At 52.1% G+C, this 18,978-nt stretch carries 17 protein-coding genes, 1 tRNA gene and 1 pseudogene; 13 read left to right on the forward strand and 6 right to left on the reverse strand.

Annotation, left to right across the window (positions count from 1 at the left end; all coding sequences use genetic code 11):
• The first annotated feature begins 15 nt into the window (after nt 1-15).
• From cobF to AC5STB_RS01200, 5 genes are all read left to right on the forward strand, one after another.
• Complete coding sequence (cobF, locus tag AC5STB_RS01180; protein WP_495441151.1) at nt 16-768, forward strand: precorrin-6A synthase (deacetylating); 753 nt, start codon at nt 16-18, stop codon at nt 766-768.
• Nucleotides 769-927: 159 nt separating this feature from the next.
• Nucleotides 928-1,284 carry a plasmid mobilization relaxosome protein MobC gene (gene mobC / locus AC5STB_RS01185; protein WP_495441152.1) on the forward strand — a complete coding sequence of 119 codons (357 nt, stop codon included), beginning with the start codon at nt 928-930 and terminating at the stop codon, nt 1,282-1,284.
• Complete coding sequence (locus AC5STB_RS01190) at nt 1,281-2,549, forward strand: relaxase/mobilization nuclease domain-containing protein (protein WP_495441153.1); 1,269 nt, start codon at nt 1,281-1,283, stop codon at nt 2,547-2,549. The genes mobC and AC5STB_RS01190 overlap by 4 nt, the downstream gene beginning before the upstream one ends.
• Before the next feature lie 18 nt (nt 2,550-2,567).
• Complete coding sequence (locus AC5STB_RS01195; RefSeq protein ID WP_495441154.1) at nt 2,568-4,406, forward strand: type IV secretory system conjugative DNA transfer family protein; 1,839 nt, start codon at nt 2,568-2,570, stop codon at nt 4,404-4,406.
• Nucleotides 4,399-4,797: a hypothetical protein gene (locus AC5STB_RS01200; protein WP_495441155.1), complete on the forward strand. Its 399-nt coding sequence runs from the start codon at nt 4,399-4,401 to the stop codon at nt 4,795-4,797. The genes AC5STB_RS01195 and AC5STB_RS01200 overlap by 8 nt, the downstream gene beginning before the upstream one ends.
• Here the strand turns inward: AC5STB_RS01200 and AC5STB_RS01205 are convergent.
• Nucleotides 4,792-5,951, reverse strand: a protein-coding gene (locus AC5STB_RS01205) for an IS3 family transposase (protein WP_495441156.1) whose coding sequence is annotated in 2 segments (ribosomal slippage) — nt 4,792-5,693 and nt 5,693-5,951 — 1,161 coding nt in all. Because the reading frame shifts where the segments join, the coding sequence is not laid out codon by codon here. The two genes, AC5STB_RS01200 and AC5STB_RS01205, sit on opposite strands and share 6 nt — an antisense overlap.
• Before the next feature lie 252 nt (nt 5,952-6,203).
• On the opposite strand from AC5STB_RS01205, the gene AC5STB_RS01210 reads away from it, so the two are divergent.
• Nucleotides 6,204-6,515 (forward strand): hypothetical protein, encoded by a 312-nt coding sequence (locus AC5STB_RS01210; RefSeq protein WP_495441157.1) that lies wholly within the window; start codon nt 6,204-6,206, stop codon nt 6,513-6,515.
• A gap of 110 nt (nt 6,516-6,625) precedes the next feature.
• Here AC5STB_RS01210 and AC5STB_RS01215 read toward each other — a convergent pair.
• Nucleotides 6,626-7,752, reverse strand: a protein-coding gene (locus AC5STB_RS01215) for an IS3 family transposase (protein ID WP_495441158.1) whose coding sequence is annotated in 2 segments (ribosomal slippage) — nt 6,626-7,488 and nt 7,488-7,752 — 1,128 coding nt in all. Because the reading frame shifts where the segments join, the coding sequence is not laid out codon by codon here.
• A gap of 17 nt (nt 7,753-7,769) precedes the next feature.
• Complete coding sequence (locus tag AC5STB_RS01220) at nt 7,770-8,018, reverse strand: recombinase family protein (RefSeq protein WP_495441159.1); 249 nt, start codon at nt 8,016-8,018, stop codon at nt 7,770-7,772.
• A gap of 193 nt (nt 8,019-8,211) precedes the next feature.
• Here AC5STB_RS01220 and AC5STB_RS01225 point away from each other — a divergent pair, with 193 nt between their 5' ends.
• On the forward strand, nt 8,212-9,042 hold the full coding sequence (locus AC5STB_RS01225; RefSeq protein WP_495441160.1) for a hypothetical protein: 831 nt from the start codon (nt 8,212-8,214) through the stop codon (nt 9,040-9,042).
• A gap of 20 nt (nt 9,043-9,062) precedes the next feature.
• On the opposite strand, the gene AC5STB_RS01230 is transcribed toward AC5STB_RS01225, so the two are convergent.
• Nucleotides 9,063-9,569 carry an antirestriction protein ArdA gene (locus AC5STB_RS01230; protein ID WP_495441161.1) on the reverse strand — a complete coding sequence of 169 codons (507 nt, stop codon included), beginning with the start codon at nt 9,567-9,569 and terminating at the stop codon, nt 9,063-9,065.
• 707 nt (nt 9,570-10,276) lie between these two features.
• Here AC5STB_RS01230 and AC5STB_RS01235 point away from each other — a divergent pair.
• From AC5STB_RS01235 to AC5STB_RS01250, 4 genes are all read left to right on the forward strand, one after another.
• Complete coding sequence (locus tag AC5STB_RS01235) at nt 10,277-11,257, forward strand: phage exclusion protein Lit family protein (protein ID WP_495441162.1); 981 nt, start codon at nt 10,277-10,279, stop codon at nt 11,255-11,257.
• Between the two features lie 155 nt (nt 11,258-11,412).
• Nucleotides 11,413-12,624, forward strand: a complete 1,212-nt coding sequence (locus AC5STB_RS01240) for an SIR2 family protein (protein WP_495441163.1) — start codon at nt 11,413-11,415, stop codon at nt 12,622-12,624.
• Complete coding sequence (locus AC5STB_RS01245) at nt 12,621-14,492, forward strand: ATP-binding protein (protein ID WP_495441164.1); 1,872 nt, start codon at nt 12,621-12,623, stop codon at nt 14,490-14,492. Before AC5STB_RS01240 ends, AC5STB_RS01245 begins: the two co-directional genes overlap by 4 nt.
• Before the next feature lie 7 nt (nt 14,493-14,499).
• The gene (locus tag AC5STB_RS01250; RefSeq protein WP_495441165.1) at nt 14,500-16,029 is read left to right on the forward strand and encodes a hypothetical protein; all 1,530 of its coding nucleotides are present in this window, start codon (nt 14,500-14,502) and stop codon (nt 16,027-16,029) included.
• Nucleotides 16,030-16,096: 67 nt separating this feature from the next.
• On the opposite strand, the gene AC5STB_RS01255 is transcribed toward AC5STB_RS01250, so the two are convergent.
• Nucleotides 16,097-16,816: a hypothetical protein gene (locus AC5STB_RS01255; RefSeq protein ID WP_495441166.1), complete on the reverse strand. Its 720-nt coding sequence runs from the start codon at nt 16,814-16,816 to the stop codon at nt 16,097-16,099.
• A 214-nt stretch (nt 16,817-17,030) separates the two neighbouring features.
• On the opposite strand from AC5STB_RS01255, the gene AC5STB_RS01260 reads away from it, so the two are divergent.
• Together AC5STB_RS01260 and AC5STB_RS01265 are read left to right on the forward strand one after the other, a co-directional pair.
• Nucleotides 17,031-17,351 (forward strand): hypothetical protein, encoded by a 321-nt coding sequence (locus tag AC5STB_RS01260; protein ID WP_495441167.1) that lies wholly within the window; start codon nt 17,031-17,033, stop codon nt 17,349-17,351.
• Nucleotides 17,351-18,355 (forward strand): annotated as a pseudogene (locus AC5STB_RS01265) (recombinase family protein); the annotation flags it as partial. The gene AC5STB_RS01260 and the pseudogene AC5STB_RS01265, both read left to right, overlap by 1 nt.
• Before the next feature lie 505 nt (nt 18,356-18,860).
• Here the strand turns inward: AC5STB_RS01265 and AC5STB_RS01270 are convergent.
• Nucleotides 18,861-18,950, reverse strand: a tRNA-Ser gene (locus tag AC5STB_RS01270).
• Nucleotides 18,951-18,978 lie beyond the last annotated feature (28 nt).

Raw genomic sequence — 18,978 nt, forward strand, 5'->3', positions numbered from 1 at the left:
TAGAAAGACACCATCATGATTGAGCTTTCCCTGATCGGCATCGGCACCGGCAACCCGCAGCACATGACGCTGCAGGCAATCGAGGCGCTGAACGCTCAGGATCTGATCCTGATCCCCAACAAGGGAGCGGGCAAGGACGACCTGGCAGGGCTCAGACGCGAGATCTGCAACCGGGCGATCCGGGGCGATGGCCCGAAGATCGTCGAGTTTGCTTTGCCGGTGCGCGACGAGGCCACCAAAAGCTACCGCAAGCGGGTGGATGACTGGCATGACGCCATCGCGGAGATCTGGTGGCAGACCATCACCGCCAACCTGCCGGACGGCGGCAAGGCCGGGTTCCTGGTCTGGGGGGATCCGTCGCTTTACGACAGCACCATGCGGATTGCCGAGCGGCTGAAGACGCTGGCCGAGATCAAGCTGACGGTGATCCCCGGCATCACCTCGATCCAGGCGCTGACCGCGGCGCATGCCATTCCGGTCAACGAAATCGGCGCGCCCTTCACCATCACCACCGGGCGGCAGCTGCGCGAAAACGGCTGGCCGGACAGCGCCGGTACGCTGGTGATCATGCTGGACGGGGAATGCTCCTTCCAGGCGGTTGAGCCGCAAGGAGTGGAGATTTTCTGGACCGCTTATGCCGGGATGGAAAACCAGATCTCCGTCGCCGGGCCGCTGGCAGAGGTCACGGAGCAGATCATCGCCACCCGCGCCAAGGCGCGCGCAGAGCATGGCTGGATCATGGACATCTACCTGCTGCGCAAGACCTAGGAGACGAATGCCTTCCTGAGGAGGAGACAGAGTATAGAGGCGGCTGCAGGATTGAGTGGCGGACAGAGAGCAACTTTGTTCGAACACCCTTTTTGAGGAATTGGAGAACTGGAACGAGGTTCTCAAGCCCCATAAGAAACATTTGCGAGGACCGCGCCCATGAGCCGCCTCGCACCGTTCTCGTTAAGACTGACACCAGAGGAACGATCTCAGCTTGAAGCCCAAGCTGGGACAATGCCTCTGTCCTCGTATATCAAGTCCGTGGTTTTTGCCGCTGAAGCTCCCAAATATCGGAAGCGGCGCAAACCACCTGTTGCGGAGCAACAGTTATTGGCAGAGGTGCTGGCACGACTTGGGCAAACGCGGCAGGCCAACAACCTCAATCAAATCGCCAAGCACCTGAACCAAGGCACGTTGATCGTCGATCCCGAATTGGAAGAAGACCTCAAACGGGCCGTTGCCGAAGTGGCTTGGATGCGGGCAACGTTGATGGAAGCCTTGGGGGTAAAACAATGATCCTCAAAGGCTCCCAGCGTTCGGGTGCGAAGGCACTGGCTGATCATCTCATGAATGATCGTGACAATGATCATGTGTCATGCTTAGAGTTGCGAGATTTTTCAAGCGAACAACTTCATGGTGCGCTCGCTGAAATGCACGCAATTTCCAAGGCCACCCAATGTAAGCAGTATATGTTCTCCCTCAGCTTAAACCCACCAACAGATCACATCGCCACCGAACAGGATTTCCTTGAGGCCGCAAACCGTGCCGAAGAAAAACTGGGACTGACTGACCAGCCCCGCGCCATTGTTGTGCATGAGAAAGAAGGTCGTCGCCACGCGCATGTGGTGTGGTCGCGGATTGATGTGGATGAGATGAAAGCAATCAATCTGCCCCATTTCAAAAACAAGCTACGGGATTTGTCGCGTGATCTGTTTTTGGATCATGGGTGGCAATTGCCCGATGGGCTGGCGACCTATGGGAACAAGTCTCCGCTCAACTTCACATTGGAAGAATGGCAACAGGCCAAACGGCAAGGTCTTGATCCGCGTGAGATTAAACAGGCGTTTCAGCAAGCGTGGGAACACAGCGACAGCCAGATTGGTTTTAGACATGCTTTGGAGGAACGTGGTTACTTCCTCGCCCGTGGTGAACGACGCGGGTTTGTCGCTTTGGATGTCGACGGCAATGTTCATTCGATTGCCAAGTGGGCAGGCATCAAGGCCAAGGACGTGAAAGCCAAACTCGGTTTGCCAGATAGCCTTCCTTCGGTCGACGAAGCTCAATCCAACATTCGATCCAAGGTATCGGCCCAGATGCGGCGATACATTTCTCAAATCAAGGATCGTCAAGATCAAGATTTGGAACCGCTCCATGAGGAACAACAAACCTTGAAGAAGGCTCACAAGCGCGAACGTCAGAAGCTAAACGATGGTCAAAAAGCCCGTTGGATCGCGGAAACTAAAACGCGCTCTGAACGCCTGAACAAAGGGCTGCGTGGTTTGTTTGATCGCCTTACAGGAGCGGCGAAAGCTATCCGAGCAGACAATGAACTAGAGGCTCGCAAATGTGCTCTGCGCGATCAGAAACAACGTGATTTCATGGTTCTGGCGCAAATGAAAGAACGCCGTGCCTTGCAGAACAAAAAATTCAAACTGCGGCGAAAGCATCAAGATGAACGGCGAATGCTGGCGCAGTCCATAAAGCAGTCAATCAGCAATAGCCACAAATCAACGCACCAATTGAACAGGTCACTCAAGCGTGGCCATGGGCTTTCACTTTAGAACTTGAAGGGCAAATTTATGAACTTAAAACGCACAATGATCTTGGGCAGCTTTGCTGTTGCAGGCATTGCATCAGGGTTGCCCGCAGAAGCTCAATCCATGTTCGGACAAGGGGGAGGAAATTCCTCTGCGGGCCTCAGAGTTACACTTGTTATAGCATCAACGGCAATTGGGTTTGGAGTCGGTTGGCTCATGACGGACAAAGCAAGGGACGCCCGCCACATTATCGGCGGCGCTTTGGCCTTTGCAGTCGTTTTGATGGTTCTTCTGATGGACGGCCCTGTTGGTTGGGGGCTTACGCTACTTGCGTCATTTCTTGGCTTCATGGTCGCACTGGGCTGGTGGGCTGCCACTGGCATAAAATCTCTTGCACAAAATCCAACGACATTTGGGTCAAGCAGATGGGCCAACACAGATGATCTTCGTGAGGGTAAAGTGCTAGGCGATGACGGAATTTCATTGGGCGAGACATTTCCCGACAAAGACGGCGAAAGTGATTTCATCTCGTACAATGGTGATCGTCACCTGTTGACGGTTGCCCCTACCAGATCGGGGAAAGGCACAACCCAGATCATCCCCAACCTGTTGACCTATGAAGGGTCCATGTTGGTGATTGACCCAAAAGGAGAAAATGCCCTGATCACGGCCAAACGCCGCAAAGAACTGGGGCAAGAAGTTCATATCGTTGATCCTTGGGGTATTGCTCACGTTGCTGGCTTTGAAACCTCATCTTTCAATCCGCTGGACTGGCTGGACATCACCGATATCGACATCACAGAAAATGCGATGATCCTCGCAGATGCTCTGGTGGTTGAGGGCGGAAATGACAAAGCGTTTTTCATTGAAGAGGCCAAAGCCTTGCTCCAAGGCCTCATCATGTATGTGGCAACCGCTGATGAAGAAGAAGGCCACCGCACTCTGAAGCGAGTCCGCGAGCACTTGGTTTCCAGCAGCGAAAAGCAAACCAAACTGTTTCAGGCGATGGCCAATTCTGGCCATCATATTATCGCCAGCACGGGGCATCGATGCTTACAGAAGGACCCCGAGTTACTCTCGAACGTGTTGGCCTCCACACAGGCACAAACACATTTCTTGGACAGTGCCCGTATCCAACAAAATACCCTGAAATCGGACTTCAGATTCGAAGACCTCAAGTCCAAACCCATGACGATCTATCTGGTGTTGCCAGCAGATCGCCTCAATGCGTTTGGTCGATGGATGCGCCTGCTCGTGCAACAAGCTCTCACTGTTAATGCCCGAAACATTGCCGACAAACCTGAAAAACCTGTTCTGTTTATCCTTGATGAGTTTGCGGCCCTTGGGAAACTCAGCATGATCGAACAAGCATATGGCCTTATGGCAGGGTTTGGAATGCAGCTCTGGGCGATTGTCCAAGACCTCAATCAACTTGAACGCATTTACGGCAAGGGGTGGCAATCGTTCATCGCCAACGCAGGCATGATCAACTACTTCGGCTCGTCTGACAAAATGACCTCTGAGTATTTTTCCAGCCTTTGCGGGGAGACAACGGTTTGGAACATCAGCACAGCAATTTCGAGAGCGATTGGCAGTTCATCTGGGCAAGGCGGCGGATCATCATCGACCACCGATACGAGCAGTGACACCCATGCCGCCACCCAACGGAAGCTCATCTACCCTGATGAGTTGATGCGCCTGTCGAATGGCAAGCAGCTTGTTTTGATCGAAGACATGCCGCCTCTCATGGCAAGAAAAGTCCCATGGTTTGAGGATGAAGAACTCAAAGAAATGGGCATGGACTTGCACCCTGAAATGACTGAACCACCTAAGTCGACCGCACACGATGACATTCTAAACATGGAGTTCGAAAATGGCTGATGACGATAACTCAGATGATCCACGCACACCTGCCGAAAAAGACACAACAGGACAGAACCACAATAAGAAAAATGAAAAGTCTTACAATGCAGCAAGCCTAACCCCCATGGGTAGTGTTGCGGTGAAGAGCAATCAGCAGGTTGTGATCACTATGCACCAAGAGACGCCGAAAGAACGCAAAATGACTGTGAAATTGGACCGCATGGACATCAATCATGAAGAGAAAATGCTAGGGATCACTGTCCTTCTTCGTATCAATGAAGGCGGCCCAACACCAGATGGTATTAAGGGTGGTCGAATAACACGAATGACTCTGACTCAAGGAAAAATTGGAAAGGAAGACATTCTTGCACATTACGTGACCTGCCCCCCGCGGGTCCCTCGCTCATGACGAGAGTCTGCGGGTTTGATTTTGGTAGTCGTCGGTTTCGGGCTTGGCAAGCGCGGCAGGCGCGGAGCCCTCAAATTGCTCAAGCGCCTGCCGCGCTTGCTTTGGCGTTCTGTTCCCCAACGAAGAGTGCGGCCTGACGTTGTTGTAATCGTAGCGCCACAGCGCCAGCTTGCGGCGGGCATCGTCCAGGGTATCGAACAGCTCTTCATTGAGAAGCTCGTCCCGCAGGCTTCCGTTGAATGACTCGATGAAGGCATTCTGCTGCGGTTTTCCGGGATCGATGTAATGCCAATCCACGCCGTTCCTGTCGGCCCATCTCAGGATTGCCCGGCTGGTGAATTCCGTGCCGTTATCACTGACAACGCAAACAGGTTTTCCGTAGATCCGGACGAGCGCGTCCAGCTCCCGGGCAACGCGCTCACCCGAAATGCTGGTGTCCGCGGCCAGGCACAGGTTTTCCCGGCAGCAGTCATCGTTTACGGCCAGGATGCGGAACTTCCGCGACGCGCCGAAGCTGTCTGCCAGGAAATCCAGGGACCAGCGCTGGTTGGGCTGTGTGGCTTCGGGCATCGGCGTTCGCGAGCCCCGGGCACGCTTGCGGCCCCGCCGCCGTTTCACCGCAAGGCCTTCTTCCCGGTAGAGGCGGTAGAGTTTTTTGTGGTTCATGATCATGCCTTTTCGCTCAAGCAGCACGCCGATCCGCCGGTAGCCGAACCGGCGGCGTTTGCCAGCGATCTCCTTCATCTCCTGGCGGATCTCGGGATGGTCGAGCGGGCGTTCGCGCCGGACCGTCTTGGGGTCGACACCGACAAGCCGACAGGCCCTGCGCTGCGAGATGTCATGATCCCGCATTGCATTGAGCGCTGCCTCTCGCCGCTCTTTCGGTGTCGTCAGCTTTTTCCCAGCAGGTCTTTCAAAACCACGTTGTCGAGCATCGTGTCCGCCAGCAGCCGCTTCAGCTTGGCGTTCTCATCTTCCAGGGCCTTCAGCCGCGCGGCCTCCGACACCTCCATGCCGCCATATTTGGACTTCAGTTTGTAAAAGGTCGCCGGGCTCAGGCCGTGCCGACGGCACACCTCCGCTGTCGGCATCCCGGCTTCCTGCTCTTTGATCATCCCGATGATTTGCGCCTCAGTGAAACGGCTCTTACGCATTCGTCTGCTCCTACATAGGTTGGGCAGACTCTACTTCATGGTGAGGGATTTTGCGGGGGGCAGGTCATACGACAAGGGGGAATGGATTCAGAAACCCTCGGATGCACTCGCAACTCAAGTTATGATGAGAGCAATGAAACAGGAAAACGGCCTCGAAATGCCAGAAGTGAAACCCGCATTTGATCATACGAACAAACACAAAATGCGACCCTAAAGCTTGAATTAGGTCATAATTCATGACATAATTACAAGATGACAATTATGAACGGGCAGTTCATTGAAGATGAACAATATATTGGACGAAAAGTAAAAAACGCACTCGGCGTCATGGAGACGGTGACATTGCCACTTCGGCACTGGAAACACTACGATTGGCTACAAACGTCTCAAGGTTGGAATATGGATAAGTGGACTGCAGACCTCGATGTGGATCGACACAGCTATTCAGGTTTCAATATCACGTTTCAAGGTTATCTGGAAATGCAGCTTGTCATGGATGAAGCACACCGCCATCGAGCAGGAGAAGATGTGCCTTTGTTCATCAATCCGCATCGCCCATTGTAGCCCCATCCAACACCTTAAACTTCTCAAGTTCACATAATGCCTTCTCCATAGCTTGTGATTGTCGTTTGGGTCGCCCTGGGTGGCCTGATCTGACTGGTCCAGTTTGATTGTTAGTGCATCATTGGCCTCGGTTCCATCGGGATGATGGCTTCTGGAGCCGGGGGCCTGTAGCCCAATGCACTGTGGGGTCTCTTTGTGTTGTAGTGTTTCCTCCAGCCTTCGATGATGATTTGAGCCTCCTTCACCGAATAGAATATCTCACGGTTGAGCAGTTCGTCCCGCATCCGGGCGTTGAAGCTCTCGACGTAGCCGTTCTCCCAGGGGCTTCCGGGTTCGATGAAAGCGGTCTTAGCCCCGACAGCCTCAATCCAGGCCCGCACGTCATTGGCAACAAACTCCGGCCCGTTGTCGCTTCGAACGTAAGCTGGCGGCCCCCGCAGGATGAACAAGTCCGTCAGGGCATCAATCACGTCGGTCGAGTTGAGTTTCCGCTTCACTCGGATCGCCAGGCATTCACGGCTGAACTCATCCAAGATGTTCAGTGTGCGGAACGCTTTCCCATCGTCGGTTCGGCAATGCACGAAGTCATACGACCAGACATGGTTGCGATACTCGGGGCGCAACCGGATGCATGACCCATCGTTCAGCCAAAGCCTTCCTTTCTTCGGTTGCTTCGGTGGCACCTTCAGCCCCTCTCGTCGCCACAGCCGCTCAATCCGGCCATCACTGACCTGCCAGCCTGAATCCCTCAGCAGCACAGCAACGCGCCGGTAGCCGTAGCTGCCGTATTGCCTGGCCAATCCGGTCATGTCGGCAACCAGCCGTTCCTCGTCTTCCCGGCCCCTTGGATGATGCCGCTGTGTCGAGCGATGTTGCCCGAGCACGCGGCAGATCCGACGCTCCGATACCTTCATCCCGCTACGGATCAGCTGGATGCAGGCTCGGCGACGAGCGGGGCTCAGAAGTTTCCCCGTGCGGCTTCCTTCAGGATGAGCTTGTCCAGTGTCAGATCCGACACGGCCTTTCTCAGCCGCTCGTTCTCCTTCTGGAGACGCTTGAGTTCCTTCAGTTGGTCGGTTCCCATCCCACCATACTGCTTGCGCCAGCGGTAGTAGGTCTGCTCCGTGATGCGAACCTCCCGGACTGCATCAACCCGCGCCATTCCTTGCCCGACAAGCACATCAACCTGCCGCAGCTTCTGAACTATTTCCTCTGGCTTGTGCCGCTTGTTCGCCATTCTCTGTCCTCCGTTTCCTAAACATAACGGTGGACCAGTTCAGATGGGGCACTCCAGTCCAGCCCGCACCGTTTAGTAACTGAGCCTGATACGCCGTGGTCCCCAAAGATCACAGTACACCCAGCGGCCTTCAGCGCATCGATTTGTAGTGCTTCGCTTTGATCTTTGTCGGACACGCGAACATAGCCGACCTTGCGTCCTTGCTGTTTTCCTTCGTTCATTCCTAAATCGTAGCAGTCCAAACCGTTATCACAAGCGTGTTTCATGGCATTTTCCCGTTGCTAAAAGGGTTCCCTTTTGAACGCCGCTCTGAGTAACGATTTCAGCCATTTCCCCGATCAAGAAAACTGTGGATAATCAGTGGCGGGATGACTTTGCAGGTGATTTCTGTCAGACATATCAAAAGGGAACCCTTTTTGAACACGAACCTCCGCTCCAAGACAGAGAGTTCGCAGAGACATGCAACAGCTTCGCGCAGAGATGCCTCTTGGGCCTGACACAGTCGAGCATGACGATCCAATTTTCATCGAAGATTTCGTGGGCGATGATCTGGTCTATTTTCGTGATCGCATCGGGTTTTCGATCAATATAGAAAACCAAACGATGTTGCTGTTTCAGCGGATCAACGGAGAGTGGTTTGACGATAAGATTGCACTAGCGGACCTTCGACGGGCCACCGAAAATGCACCTCAATCGGAGGAATTCTATTCCCAAAATCAGATGAGTGGCGCGCGCGGTATCGGGCAATCCATTGGTTTGGCGATGCGCAATTCTGTCGAACAATCGAAAGCGCGAAACGGCACTGGCATTACCTTGCATTTTCGATCCGTTGAAAGACCGACTTTCTTCATAAACGTCACCGACGAGGAAGAACGCACAAAGCTGATGGAGGCTTTCCATCAGGCTCTTTCTGATGGCGTGATGCGCACACCCCTCAGGGTTATTCCTGACGAGGTTCGGAAGGCCTACACGCAGCTCACCGAAGAAGAAATCAACCAAGCCACCGCAGATGAGAGACGAAGGGAGCTTAAAATCGCGCAAACGAGGATCGGGGGGCGTGGGTATATGGGGATTTTGATCTTCGGCGCTCTTGGAGTCTTGCCATTTTACTACGCGGTCAGGCTCTATGGCTACAGTGTGAATGGCCGCTATCCGACGCTTTTCGCTTTCGATGCGTTTGTGTATTTTCTGATTTGTGCTGCCTGTGGCTGGTTGGGGCTTCTGTTGTATAAGTATCTTCGTCTATGGGTCTACGGCCTTGATGTCGCAAATTCCAAAACGGTGGCTTAACCCCAAGATGCAGGGCAGCATCAAGCTGCCCGATAGATCAGCCGCTCGCCTGCGATTTCGGTTTCGGTGTAATCGAATGCCAGATCGCGGGCGATAGCATGCATGTCGATATACCCGCTAAGCTGGTTCGGGATGTCGCCAAAGAACCCTTCGTCGACAAACTGTTCGGCCAGGTCTAGCATGCTGTCCGCGTGATAGATGTCGATATCGAAGTTGTCGGGGTACACAGTCTCAGGATCGAAACTGTATCCGATTTCACCAACTGCAATAACGAACGCTTGTTTTTGATAGGTTTCCCAGTCTTCACAGGCTTTGAAATACCCACCTATGTTGGCCTGATTGACCTCCCAAGCTTTCGCCAGATCACAGTCGATATGATCCCCATCAATGAACTGGATTTCGTATTCCTCAACGGGATCACCGTAGTCATTGCGGTTGCTGCTTGCCTTATCGGCATAGTCTTCAAGGCTTTCGAAATAGAACCCATTGGCGGTGATGTCATACGGTTGAGCGTGTAGTTGCGGCATTGTCTTGTCTCCTCTTCTTTGTTCTGACGGGTTGCGCATGCAACCGTCTGGCTTCCGCCGAGGAGCGGGGGTGCAAGGATCAAAGGTGCGGTCACGCAGGACCAGAGCCACGCGCAGGTGCAGCACAGCGAACCGAGCATGGCGAGGACCCACCCTTTGATCTGCGCGGGGGCAGCCGCCCTAGCTGTCATGGGGGTATTGGGGGAGCGGACAATCTCCCCTGATTGGGGATCAATCGACCATAAGGATTGTGCATGGTTTGGTGCAGGTGGAGAGGTCAGTTCTCCAAATCCTGCGAGGTGGTCACAAGGGGCGACGACACGCCCTTTGTTCGGGTTCAGCGTCGATACGCTGACGGCATTCAATCGGCGGACGGTTGATCTATGGGGTGTTGGGGAGAGATGACATCTCCCCAACGAGGGATCAAACACCGATATGTTTGCATGGTCGTAGCTGGCTCAATGCCACTCTCGACCATCAGCTTTGGAGGATACAACGGGGGAGCGCAGCAGCCCCCTTGTCAAGATAGTGTGGTACTACCACACACATCTTGCAGCACAACTTAGTGCTGTGTGATGGCCCGAAGGGGACGCAGCGAAACGGGTCAGCATGACCCCATCTCGCGATTGACCTTAACCGGGGCCACTGGGATCATTGATCCTTTCTGCAGGGTAGCAAATCCAGTGCAACTCTGCGACAAATCCGTCATGTCTGATGCAAAGCAACAACTCACGCGAGCGTTGGAGACTGCTCTGGCGCAGTACGCTGAAACGATGGCAGAAGCATTCCCCGTTGTGCCAGAACTTGATGTTGTCGATGATCCTGAATTTTGGGCCGTGGCTGAAATGGATGGCGGAAAGTTCAGAATTCGCGCAAGCGTGGGAACCGCTGAAAGTACTGCCTCTCTCTGGGCTTCGGCATTTGCCGATGGCGATTTCCTCGAGAATTTCGGAATGCCGACTGGTGCTGGTGCCGCGACGATGTCCCATATCAGTCTTGTTTGGCTGATGCTGCATGAAATGCATCATTTCCAGATGGGGCATTTCGGCATCGCCACTGCAAGACGATCCTCACAGGAAGGCCTCATAGAAGAACGCGGATTGGTCACACGGGCAAAGAAAAGCGCTCCGACCCATTCTTCTAATGTCACTGAAACCAGCCTGATTTTGGAAATGCAGGCCGACCATGATGCCACCGAAATGTTGCTCGATGCATACTCATCTGATGAGTGGCTTTCTCTGCGCGTTCGCATAGGAGCCCTTTCGGCGATGATGATGTTGATCGAGCGGGCCAGTAGCTCGAACCAAACGTCGGATGTAACGCACCCCAAGGCCGCAACACGCGTTTTTCAGCTTTTTGGTCACGTTATCGACATGCCCTTGCTCGCAGCACATTCAGGATCGAACCTAGGCTCTAACCGGCAACCTCGCCAAGACATTCTACCCACGCAAGCAGAACAAGAAAGCTTTGCTGCGCAAGTTGTCTTTCCTGCCTTCTTCGATACGGTTTTGCTTGCAAAGGTTGCAGAAGCGCGGTCGATCGAGGATGATCTGGGCAGCGCGACAGACTTTTTCCATGATGTTCAAGTAGCAAAGCTCATAGGTGATGCTGGTCCAGATGAGTTTGTAACCTCTGGGGCAAAGCAGTGGAGCAGCCTAGTCAAGTTCAGAGACAAAGCCGTGTTATAAAGTTAGAAAGGCACTTAACCGTCCACCGCCGCAGTGAACTTCACCCTCAAGGCGATGAAAAAGTAGGTTTTCGATTCAAAAATTCAACTTTCGCTTGTGCGCTCCCAAAAAATCCTTCATCTTCTATTTTATTGAATAATTTAGAGTAGTTACAGATGTCTGATGAAGCCAGAGATATAGCAGAACAATTTGAAAAAGCGTTCAATACACCGAAACAGACTTGGCTTCTGGCGGCAGGTGCAAGCTTCATGTCCAACATCCCCTTGATGTATCCTTTGACAAGGCGTGTGTTGGAGTTGGCAAAGACAGAGTTCTTCAAAGATGAGGCTGAAATACTCTCGACCATCGATTTTATTGCAGGCGATATCGATGAGAACGCGCACATAGAAATCTTCTTGACCCATTTGGCAGACCTGATCTCTATGTCAGTGCGCTCTCGTGATCACACTGCACAGCTGGGCAATGAGAAAGTCGGGTTCGATACTTTGACCAAGCTGCACCACGGGCTTTTGGAAGTCATATCTGAAACAATTCGGTGGGGATACCGCGAAAACTGGGACGACAATGGCGACCCAACGGATCCGCATGTAGGAACTTCGGAAAAGCCAATTGTAACAGTTGAACATCACCTTAGTTTTGTGAGAGCTGTCTTTGGGCGCAATAGGGCTGGGCTTGAAGCACTGCGCGGGCCAGTAGAATTTTTCACGACCAACTATGACACGCTAATCGAAGATGCTCTCGCATTACGTGGTGTTCCTTACGATGACGGATTTTCCGGAGGTGGTGTAGCATTCTGGGCGGGCTACAGCCGCGACACAAACCCGACCACCAAGGCCAGAATTGTGAAGCTGCACGGATCAATCGATTGGGTAGCTCCCAAAGACGATGCTTCGCGGCTTTTGAGAGTTCGGCATCATGACATTTACCCTGCGTCTAAAAACCAAGTGGTGATTTATCCGCAGTCTACAAAATACGTGAACACCCAACTTGATCCTTTTGCTGAGTTATTCCAACGATTTCGCGCAAACCTCGCCGACGGCTCCGAAAGGGTCTTACTGGTTTGCGGATATTCCTTCGGAGACGAACATATCAATCAGGACATTGAAGTTGCAATGTCCGCTCCTAATAGTCAGCTAACCCTAGTAGCATTCTCCGAAGAAAGAGAAGCGCTTCCTCCTGTACTTGATACTTGGAGGAAGACGTCTTGGGGTGAGAGAGTCTATGTCGTGTCAACAAAGGGGCTGTATAACGGCAACCGTGGACCATTCTGGGAAAAAGAGGGCGGCCGTGATTGGTGGACGTTCGGTGGTGTGACGGAAATGCTCTCGGACGGTCTGCCAGCAGACATTCAGGAGGCAATAGCATGACTGATTTTACAGTAGAACCTGGCCTAGAGATTGGTACGGTGTTCGAGGTTTCCGGCAATTCCATCAAAATTGCCCTCGACAAACGGATCACGGAATTAACAAGGGGCTATCGCGGGAGAAGCTACTCCGTTGGTCAGCTTGGTAGTGTGATTAAACTGCACATCGGCAGGAAGGTTATCTTTGCTACGGTGAGTCTTTTGCGCCTTCAGTCTGACGAGGAAGCTGCCGCAATTGCAGCCTCTGCTGGAAGCGCAGTCTCTACAGTTGACAAGCGCGTCATCGAGGCCGATCTGCTAGGTGAGGCTTGGTGGCAACCAAGGGAAGAAAAGCTAGATTTCCGTCGAGGTATAAGCACATTCCCGCTCCCACTACAGTCTGTGTTTTTGATGACAAAGGGAGAAACCGAGCGGCTCTATGCGAGCGTTGAAAGCGCGCGCGATGACAATGTCGATCGTCACGTCGCAATAGGTGATTACGTCGGAGCAACTAGCGTCACGTGTCGAGCCAATATAGATAAACTTTTTGGCCAACATAGTGCTGTCTTGGGCTCCACCGGCTCAGGTAAGTCAGGTACGGTCGCTTCCATACTACACTCTGTGATCGCTCACCAACCTGTTGAAGAGCAAATTTCCAACCCACGCATTGTGATTATTGACCCACATGGCGAGTATGCTGCAGCCTTCGGCGAAGAAGCCTCGCTGTACAGAGCCTATGACGCTCCAAATGAAGCTGCAGTAGGACATGCTAACCTGAAGCTCCCCTTTTGGCTTATGTCGAGTGATGAATTCCGTTCACTGGTTGTTGGGAAGACTGAGAACGAAGCCACGTCTCAGTCAAACATCGTTTACAAAGCCCTCACCCATGCACGGATGGTTGAAGCAGGATTAATACGGGCAGTGGAAAATATTGATCTGGCCACTCTTGGAGCAGATCAACATCCACAGGAACCGATAGTCATTCCCTCAGATGATCCTGACGAATTGGCTGCACGTAAGCTAGCAATCGCGAATTTTGACCGCGATAAACCACGTCCTTTTAGGTTGTCAGAATTTGTGGCGCATATCCGCGAACTTCAAACAAAGCGTCACACCAACAATGGTTGGGTCGATGAAACTGCTACAAATAAACAAAAATTTGCTTCAATTCTCGATAAAGTCACCGTGTTAAGATCTGATACAAGGATTGCGTTTCTTCTAAACGACCACCTTGACGAAGCTCAACCACTGACACTTTCTGACGTTCTTGCTCAGTTTTTGCCTGTTGCTAACGAACAGCAGACAAAGATCAAGATTATCGATATTTCTGGCCTTCCCAACGAAGTTGCGGGACCACTTACAGCATCGATCGCAAGATTGTTGTTCCAGTATAAGCTTGCCCAAAACCGAGAGAGTCGAGAACGTGATCCGATCTTGTTAGTTTGTGAAGAAGCGCATCGATATGTTCCAGATCGGGGCGAAGCCCAGTATGCCGTTGCCCAAGATGCGGTGCGCCGTATCGCCCGCGAGGGGCGGAAATACGGCCTAGGCCTCATGTTGATTTCGCAACGCCCAGCAGATGTCGAAGGCACTGTCATTTCACAGTGCAACTCGTGGATCGTTTTGCGGTTGTCAAACAGTCAAGATCAACAACATGTAAAGCGATTTCTTCCTGATAGCCTCTCCAACATGACCTCGGTTTTGTCTTCTCTACCAAGACAAGAAGCGTTGTTTGTCGGAGAAGCAGCCGCATTACCCGCGAGAGTTAGGATTAGAACACTGCCGAAAGACAAACTACCTGATTCTAACGATATTTCATTTGCTGCAGGGTGGTCACATCAACTTCAAGGCAGAGAAGTGTTGGACGAAATAGCTTCTAGGATGCAGAGCTGACCCAAAAATGATTGAACACAGCTTAGCTGGGCAGGACGCGCTCGATTTGATCGAAGACCAGCTCAACCAGCATACCAACGGCATCCTCAATGTATTGGCCACATTAGAACCTCAGGCTGCGATAGACGCTTGGCTCGAAACACTTCGCGCGATTGAGGAACTCATAAATCTACCGAGCGAACTGGATGACGATGTACTCGAACGAGAATTAGTAGGGCTCACTCTCACTGAAGCAAATATTTCATCGCGTTTGAAATTCGTATTGCACCACCTGAGTTACCTATATGGTGCTGACTTCGCCCAGCGACAGGCAAAGTTGCTCATTCAACTCTCTGCAATGCAACAGAGTTTTGCAATGCATGGTATCCTTCCAGCTATGCTGGGCCTATCGACTGTTAGACAGGCTATCGGCTATTTACAATCAAGGCGTCGCCACTTTGTTGGCCTGCTTTATTTGATGGGATCAGGGGCATGCAGGGGTCACGTTGCTATGACCACTAGCGACGCCTTGACGTGGATATTGCCGCAGGCGGAAGTAAGCGGAACTACAATTACTGGCCTGCTGCAGCAGCGAGTGTTGGGAAAACTCTTCGACGACTTTACACTCTACGTCGGATTGAAAGGGTTTACCGCGTCACACCAATATTCAAACTTGGATGAGTTGTTCCTCGAGGCCGAAAGAGTACCCATCACTGAACGAACGTCAAATTTGCAATCCCAAAAGATCGAGAATGTGCCGCCCGACCGAGTGTTTAGTTCTAGTGAGTTGCGCAACAATATCACACTCATGGAATGGGCATTTGATGAATTCGAGCTCCAAAATACTGCCTTTTCTGGAATGGCTGCATTGGTCCGTGAGCTTTCCTATCTTGTTCAAGACGATTTTTGGATAACTGTAACGTCCGCAGAGCTTGATGCACTTTCAGAAAGATATGGAGTGTCGACTGCACATCGACAGTTGCTCACGTTCTCAGGTACAACATTTGTTTCGTCCTTAAACTCTTATGCACCGTTCGTTCGCAATGGAAACCAGTTCCAAAGTTCAGTTACCCTGCTTAGTCGGTTTCTCTACAACTTCAAAAATGTCTGCCTCTACAGGAAACGCCGCTTCCAGATACGCTCTGGGTTCATCTTCGAACAACGTATTAAAGACGAACTCACTAAGCAGGGCTTCACAGTACAACCGATTACGAGGATCAATCACAAAGAATTCGACGTTATCGCAACGCGGGATGGCGTTTGCTATAATGTTCAATGCAAGAACAACTTAGTTGACCCATCTTGGCTTGATCTCGATCCGAAACGCTTCATCCGAACCAACCGGACGCTCGAGCGCTACTATGAAAGGGCAATCGTCAAGGAGCGTTCGCGTGAGGACCTTCTTAAAAATCATCTTGGACTTGAAAGGGTCGAACCGTTTGTAGTCACTCGATTTCCGATAGTTACAAACAACACCCGCATCCTTCCACTCGCTCGGATTCGCAAGTTCAGCGCTGCGGCCAAGGCAGTATTGAAAGCTGGCTCAGTCAATAGATAGCGTTAATTCAAACGAAACTTTGAGTGGCGCCTCTATTTCCTTCTACGAACCGCATAGGAGACGAACACTAAGAAATAAACTGAACCTGAACGACATGAAAATCTATTTCCCAATTCTGGTTGGGCAGTTGTATTGGCTTTGGCAAACATTCTGCATCCTCCATCACTGCGATTATGAACTTGTGATGTCCTAAGTCATTTAGTTCGAATAATTTCTCAGGCTCCCCGACTTCGTCAAGTGGAAGAAACTGTTCACCTGCACAAACGGTGGTTGTTCGCTCTTCATTAGGGCCAAGCGGCAATTGGTGCATGATCCCTTCATACAACTGAAACGCCGCGGCATGACCCTTGGTGCCACTGTCTAAGTGGAAGCAAAACTCCTCTCCCAGTCTCAAAACCTCATCAGGTTTAGGTTGGTTGCGTTTTCGTTGCACCAACCCCATCGACTTGTCGAACCGAACGATGCGCAATTTCCCGTGGATGGCATGATTGGCAAGATAATCGGCCCATGCGTCCGTATGCGTTTTCGGGAATAATCTGGGGTCAATCGCATGCGCCGTTTCGGCATGGTGCTCAGCGAGCCAAGCGTGGATCAGCTTGGCTTTTGGGCGTCCGATGGCTCCGCTTCGAAAATTCGATAGATAATCGGTCCCAACCATCAGCTTGTGACCGAAGGCTTGCTCCATAATGGCTTCCACGCTCAGATTGGTGGTGTCTGCAACAGCACGGGCGACATGATACAGGGCAGCACGGTCAGCTTTGGTCGCTGACTTCCAATTGTTATCCACATCAAAATCCTTGCCTCAAAACTACCCGATCTTACCCGCAAACTACGGCCATCGCAGTGGTATTTTAGGATATCCAGTTTCCGAAGCCAGAAAATTAACGCTTTGGGTCTTGGGAATATTATCCTATTATGTTCCACTTATGTTCTCTCGCGGTGAGAGGCCAAGAAGGAGACCCCGAACCAGAGAAACGCCGAGAGGCAGAAAGAGGTAGGCCATGACCGACATTCCCCCAGAGTTTAATCCCGAAACGGCTCCGCCGCGCCTGACGATTGATTGGGATGCCTATCTGCCATTCTTCGAAGATGAGGATATCTCGGATGAACACAAGCGCGAGCTGATCGAAGCTCTGTGGTCCATTATGGTCAGCTTTGTCGATCTCGGGTTCGGTGTTCACCCCGTCCAACAGGCCTGTGGAAAAGACGTGTCTTTGGCAGAAATGCCCGCTGTGGATGTGCTAAACTTACCCAATACCAAAACAACTTTTGAAACCGCCGCAGCCCCCGAGACTGACGGGCAACAGGAAGGGAGTCTTTAATGGAAACAAAACAACACGCCGTCATTTACGCCCGCGTTTCGAGCGTCGCTCAATTGAAGAAGGGTGACGGGCTGGCATCACAAGAAAGCCGTTGTCGAGAATACGCGCGGTATAAGGGCTATGAGGTTCTAGAGGTCTTCAATGACAACAAGTCAGGTGGTGATGCAGATCGCCCTGCTATGATTGCTCTGCTGGGATACCTGAAAGCGCAAAAGGAAACCTGCGTTGTCATCATTGACGACATTAACCGCTTTGCGCGGGATGTGGTTGGGCATTGGCAGTTGCGGGCGTTGCTGGCCGAAGCGGGCGGTAAGCTGGAAAGCCCATCGATTGAGTTTGGCGAGGACAGTGACAGCATTCTGGTCGAGAACCTGTTGGCCTCTGTGTCCCAGCACCAACGGCAGAAAAACGGTGAGCAAACCAAGAACCGTATGCGGGGCCGTGCGCTCAATGGTTATTGGGTGTTCCGTGCTCCCATCGGGTACAAATACGAACGCGTTGCAGGACATGGCAATATGCTGGTGCGGGACGAACCTTTGGCATCCATCATCCAAGAGGCCTTGGAAGGGTTTGCCTCAGGGCATTTTGAAACGCAGGCCGAAGTGAAACGGTTTCTGGAATCCAAACCTGCCTTTCCGAAAGATTTTGCCGATGGCACGATCCGTTTTGAACGGATCATTCGCCTGATGACCCGCATACATTTTGCGGGCTATATCGAAATCCCCGAATGGGATGTGTCACTTCGCAAAGGCCACCATGAAGGCCTGATCTCACTTGAGACCCATGAATTGATCCAGCAACGGATCAAGGACGGGGCCAGAGCGCCCGCTCGCAAGGACATCAACGCGGATTTCCCTTTGCGGGGCTTCGTGTGCTGCGATGACTGCAACACGCCTCTGACGGCCTGCTGGTCCACCAGCAAGTCGGGAAAGAAGCATCCGTATTACCTCTGTCACGCCAAAGGCTGTCCCAGCTATCGTAAATCCATCCGCCGTGATGTGCTGGAAGGGGAGTTCGACGCATTGATGCAAAGCCTCACGCCGTCTGAGCGGATGTTCTCGATGGCAACCAAGATGTTCAAGGACGCTTGGGGGCAACGTGCGGGACAGATGGAGGCTGACAAACGCCTGATCCGCACGGAACGCAACCAGATCGAAAAGCAAATCGAGGGCCTGCTGGATCGTGTTGTGGACGCGGATAGCCCAACCCTGATCACAGCCTATGAGAAACGCATCGAAAAGATGGAGCGTGAGAAGCTGATTTTAGACGAAAAACTGCAAACCAGAGGAAAGCCACTGCATACTTTCGAGCAAATGTTCGAACACGCGCTACAATTCCTGTCAAACCCTTGGAAACTCTGGAAAAGCGGCAACTTGATTGCCCAAAGGACTGTCCTGAGGCTGGCCTTTGCAGATAAGATTAGCTTTGTACGAAATGAAGGACTTCGAACACCAAAAACCACCTTACCATTCAAGGTGTTAGAGGGGTTTTCTTGCCAAAAGAAGATAATGGCGGGGAGACAGGGATTCGAACCCTGGGAACGCTCTCACGTTCAACGGTTTTCAAGACCGCCGCATTCGACCACTCTGCCACCTCCCCGGTCCGTCAGCGGTTTAGGATGCAACGC

The sequence above is a fragment of the Leisingera sp. CC-HEC093 genome (genome assembly GCF_059429195.1).

What these genes read in the sequence shown, in the direction of transcription:
- cobF (WP_495441151.1), top strand. Translation starts at nt 16, where the DNA reads ATGATTGAGCTTTCCCTGATCGGCATCGGCACCGGCAACCCGCAGCAC.
- mobC (WP_495441152.1), top strand. Translation starts at nt 928, where the DNA reads ATGAGCCGCCTCGCACCGTTCTCGTTAAGACTGACACCAGAGGAACGA.
- AC5STB_RS01190 (WP_495441153.1), top strand. Translation starts at nt 1,281, where the DNA reads ATGATCCTCAAAGGCTCCCAGCGTTCGGGTGCGAAGGCACTGGCTGAT.
- AC5STB_RS01195 (WP_495441154.1), top strand. Translation starts at nt 2,568, where the DNA reads ATGAACTTAAAACGCACAATGATCTTGGGCAGCTTTGCTGTTGCAGGC.
- AC5STB_RS01200 (WP_495441155.1), top strand. Translation starts at nt 4,399, where the DNA reads ATGGCTGATGACGATAACTCAGATGATCCACGCACACCTGCCGAAAAA.
- AC5STB_RS01210 (WP_495441157.1), top strand. Translation starts at nt 6,204, where the DNA reads ATGACAATTATGAACGGGCAGTTCATTGAAGATGAACAATATATTGGA.
- AC5STB_RS01220 (WP_495441159.1), bottom strand. Translation starts at nt 8,018, where the DNA reads ATGAAACACGCTTGTGATAACGGTTTGGACTGCTACGATTTAGGAATG.
- AC5STB_RS01225 (WP_495441160.1), top strand. Translation starts at nt 8,212, where the DNA reads ATGCAACAGCTTCGCGCAGAGATGCCTCTTGGGCCTGACACAGTCGAG.
- AC5STB_RS01230 (WP_495441161.1), bottom strand. Translation starts at nt 9,569, where the DNA reads ATGCCGCAACTACACGCTCAACCGTATGACATCACCGCCAATGGGTTC.
- AC5STB_RS01235 (WP_495441162.1), top strand. Translation starts at nt 10,277, where the DNA reads ATGTCTGATGCAAAGCAACAACTCACGCGAGCGTTGGAGACTGCTCTG.
- AC5STB_RS01240 (WP_495441163.1), top strand. Translation starts at nt 11,413, where the DNA reads ATGTCTGATGAAGCCAGAGATATAGCAGAACAATTTGAAAAAGCGTTC.
- AC5STB_RS01245 (WP_495441164.1), top strand. Translation starts at nt 12,621, where the DNA reads ATGACTGATTTTACAGTAGAACCTGGCCTAGAGATTGGTACGGTGTTC.
- AC5STB_RS01250 (WP_495441165.1), top strand. Translation starts at nt 14,500, where the DNA reads ATGATTGAACACAGCTTAGCTGGGCAGGACGCGCTCGATTTGATCGAA.
- AC5STB_RS01260 (WP_495441167.1), top strand. Translation starts at nt 17,031, where the DNA reads ATGACCGACATTCCCCCAGAGTTTAATCCCGAAACGGCTCCGCCGCGC.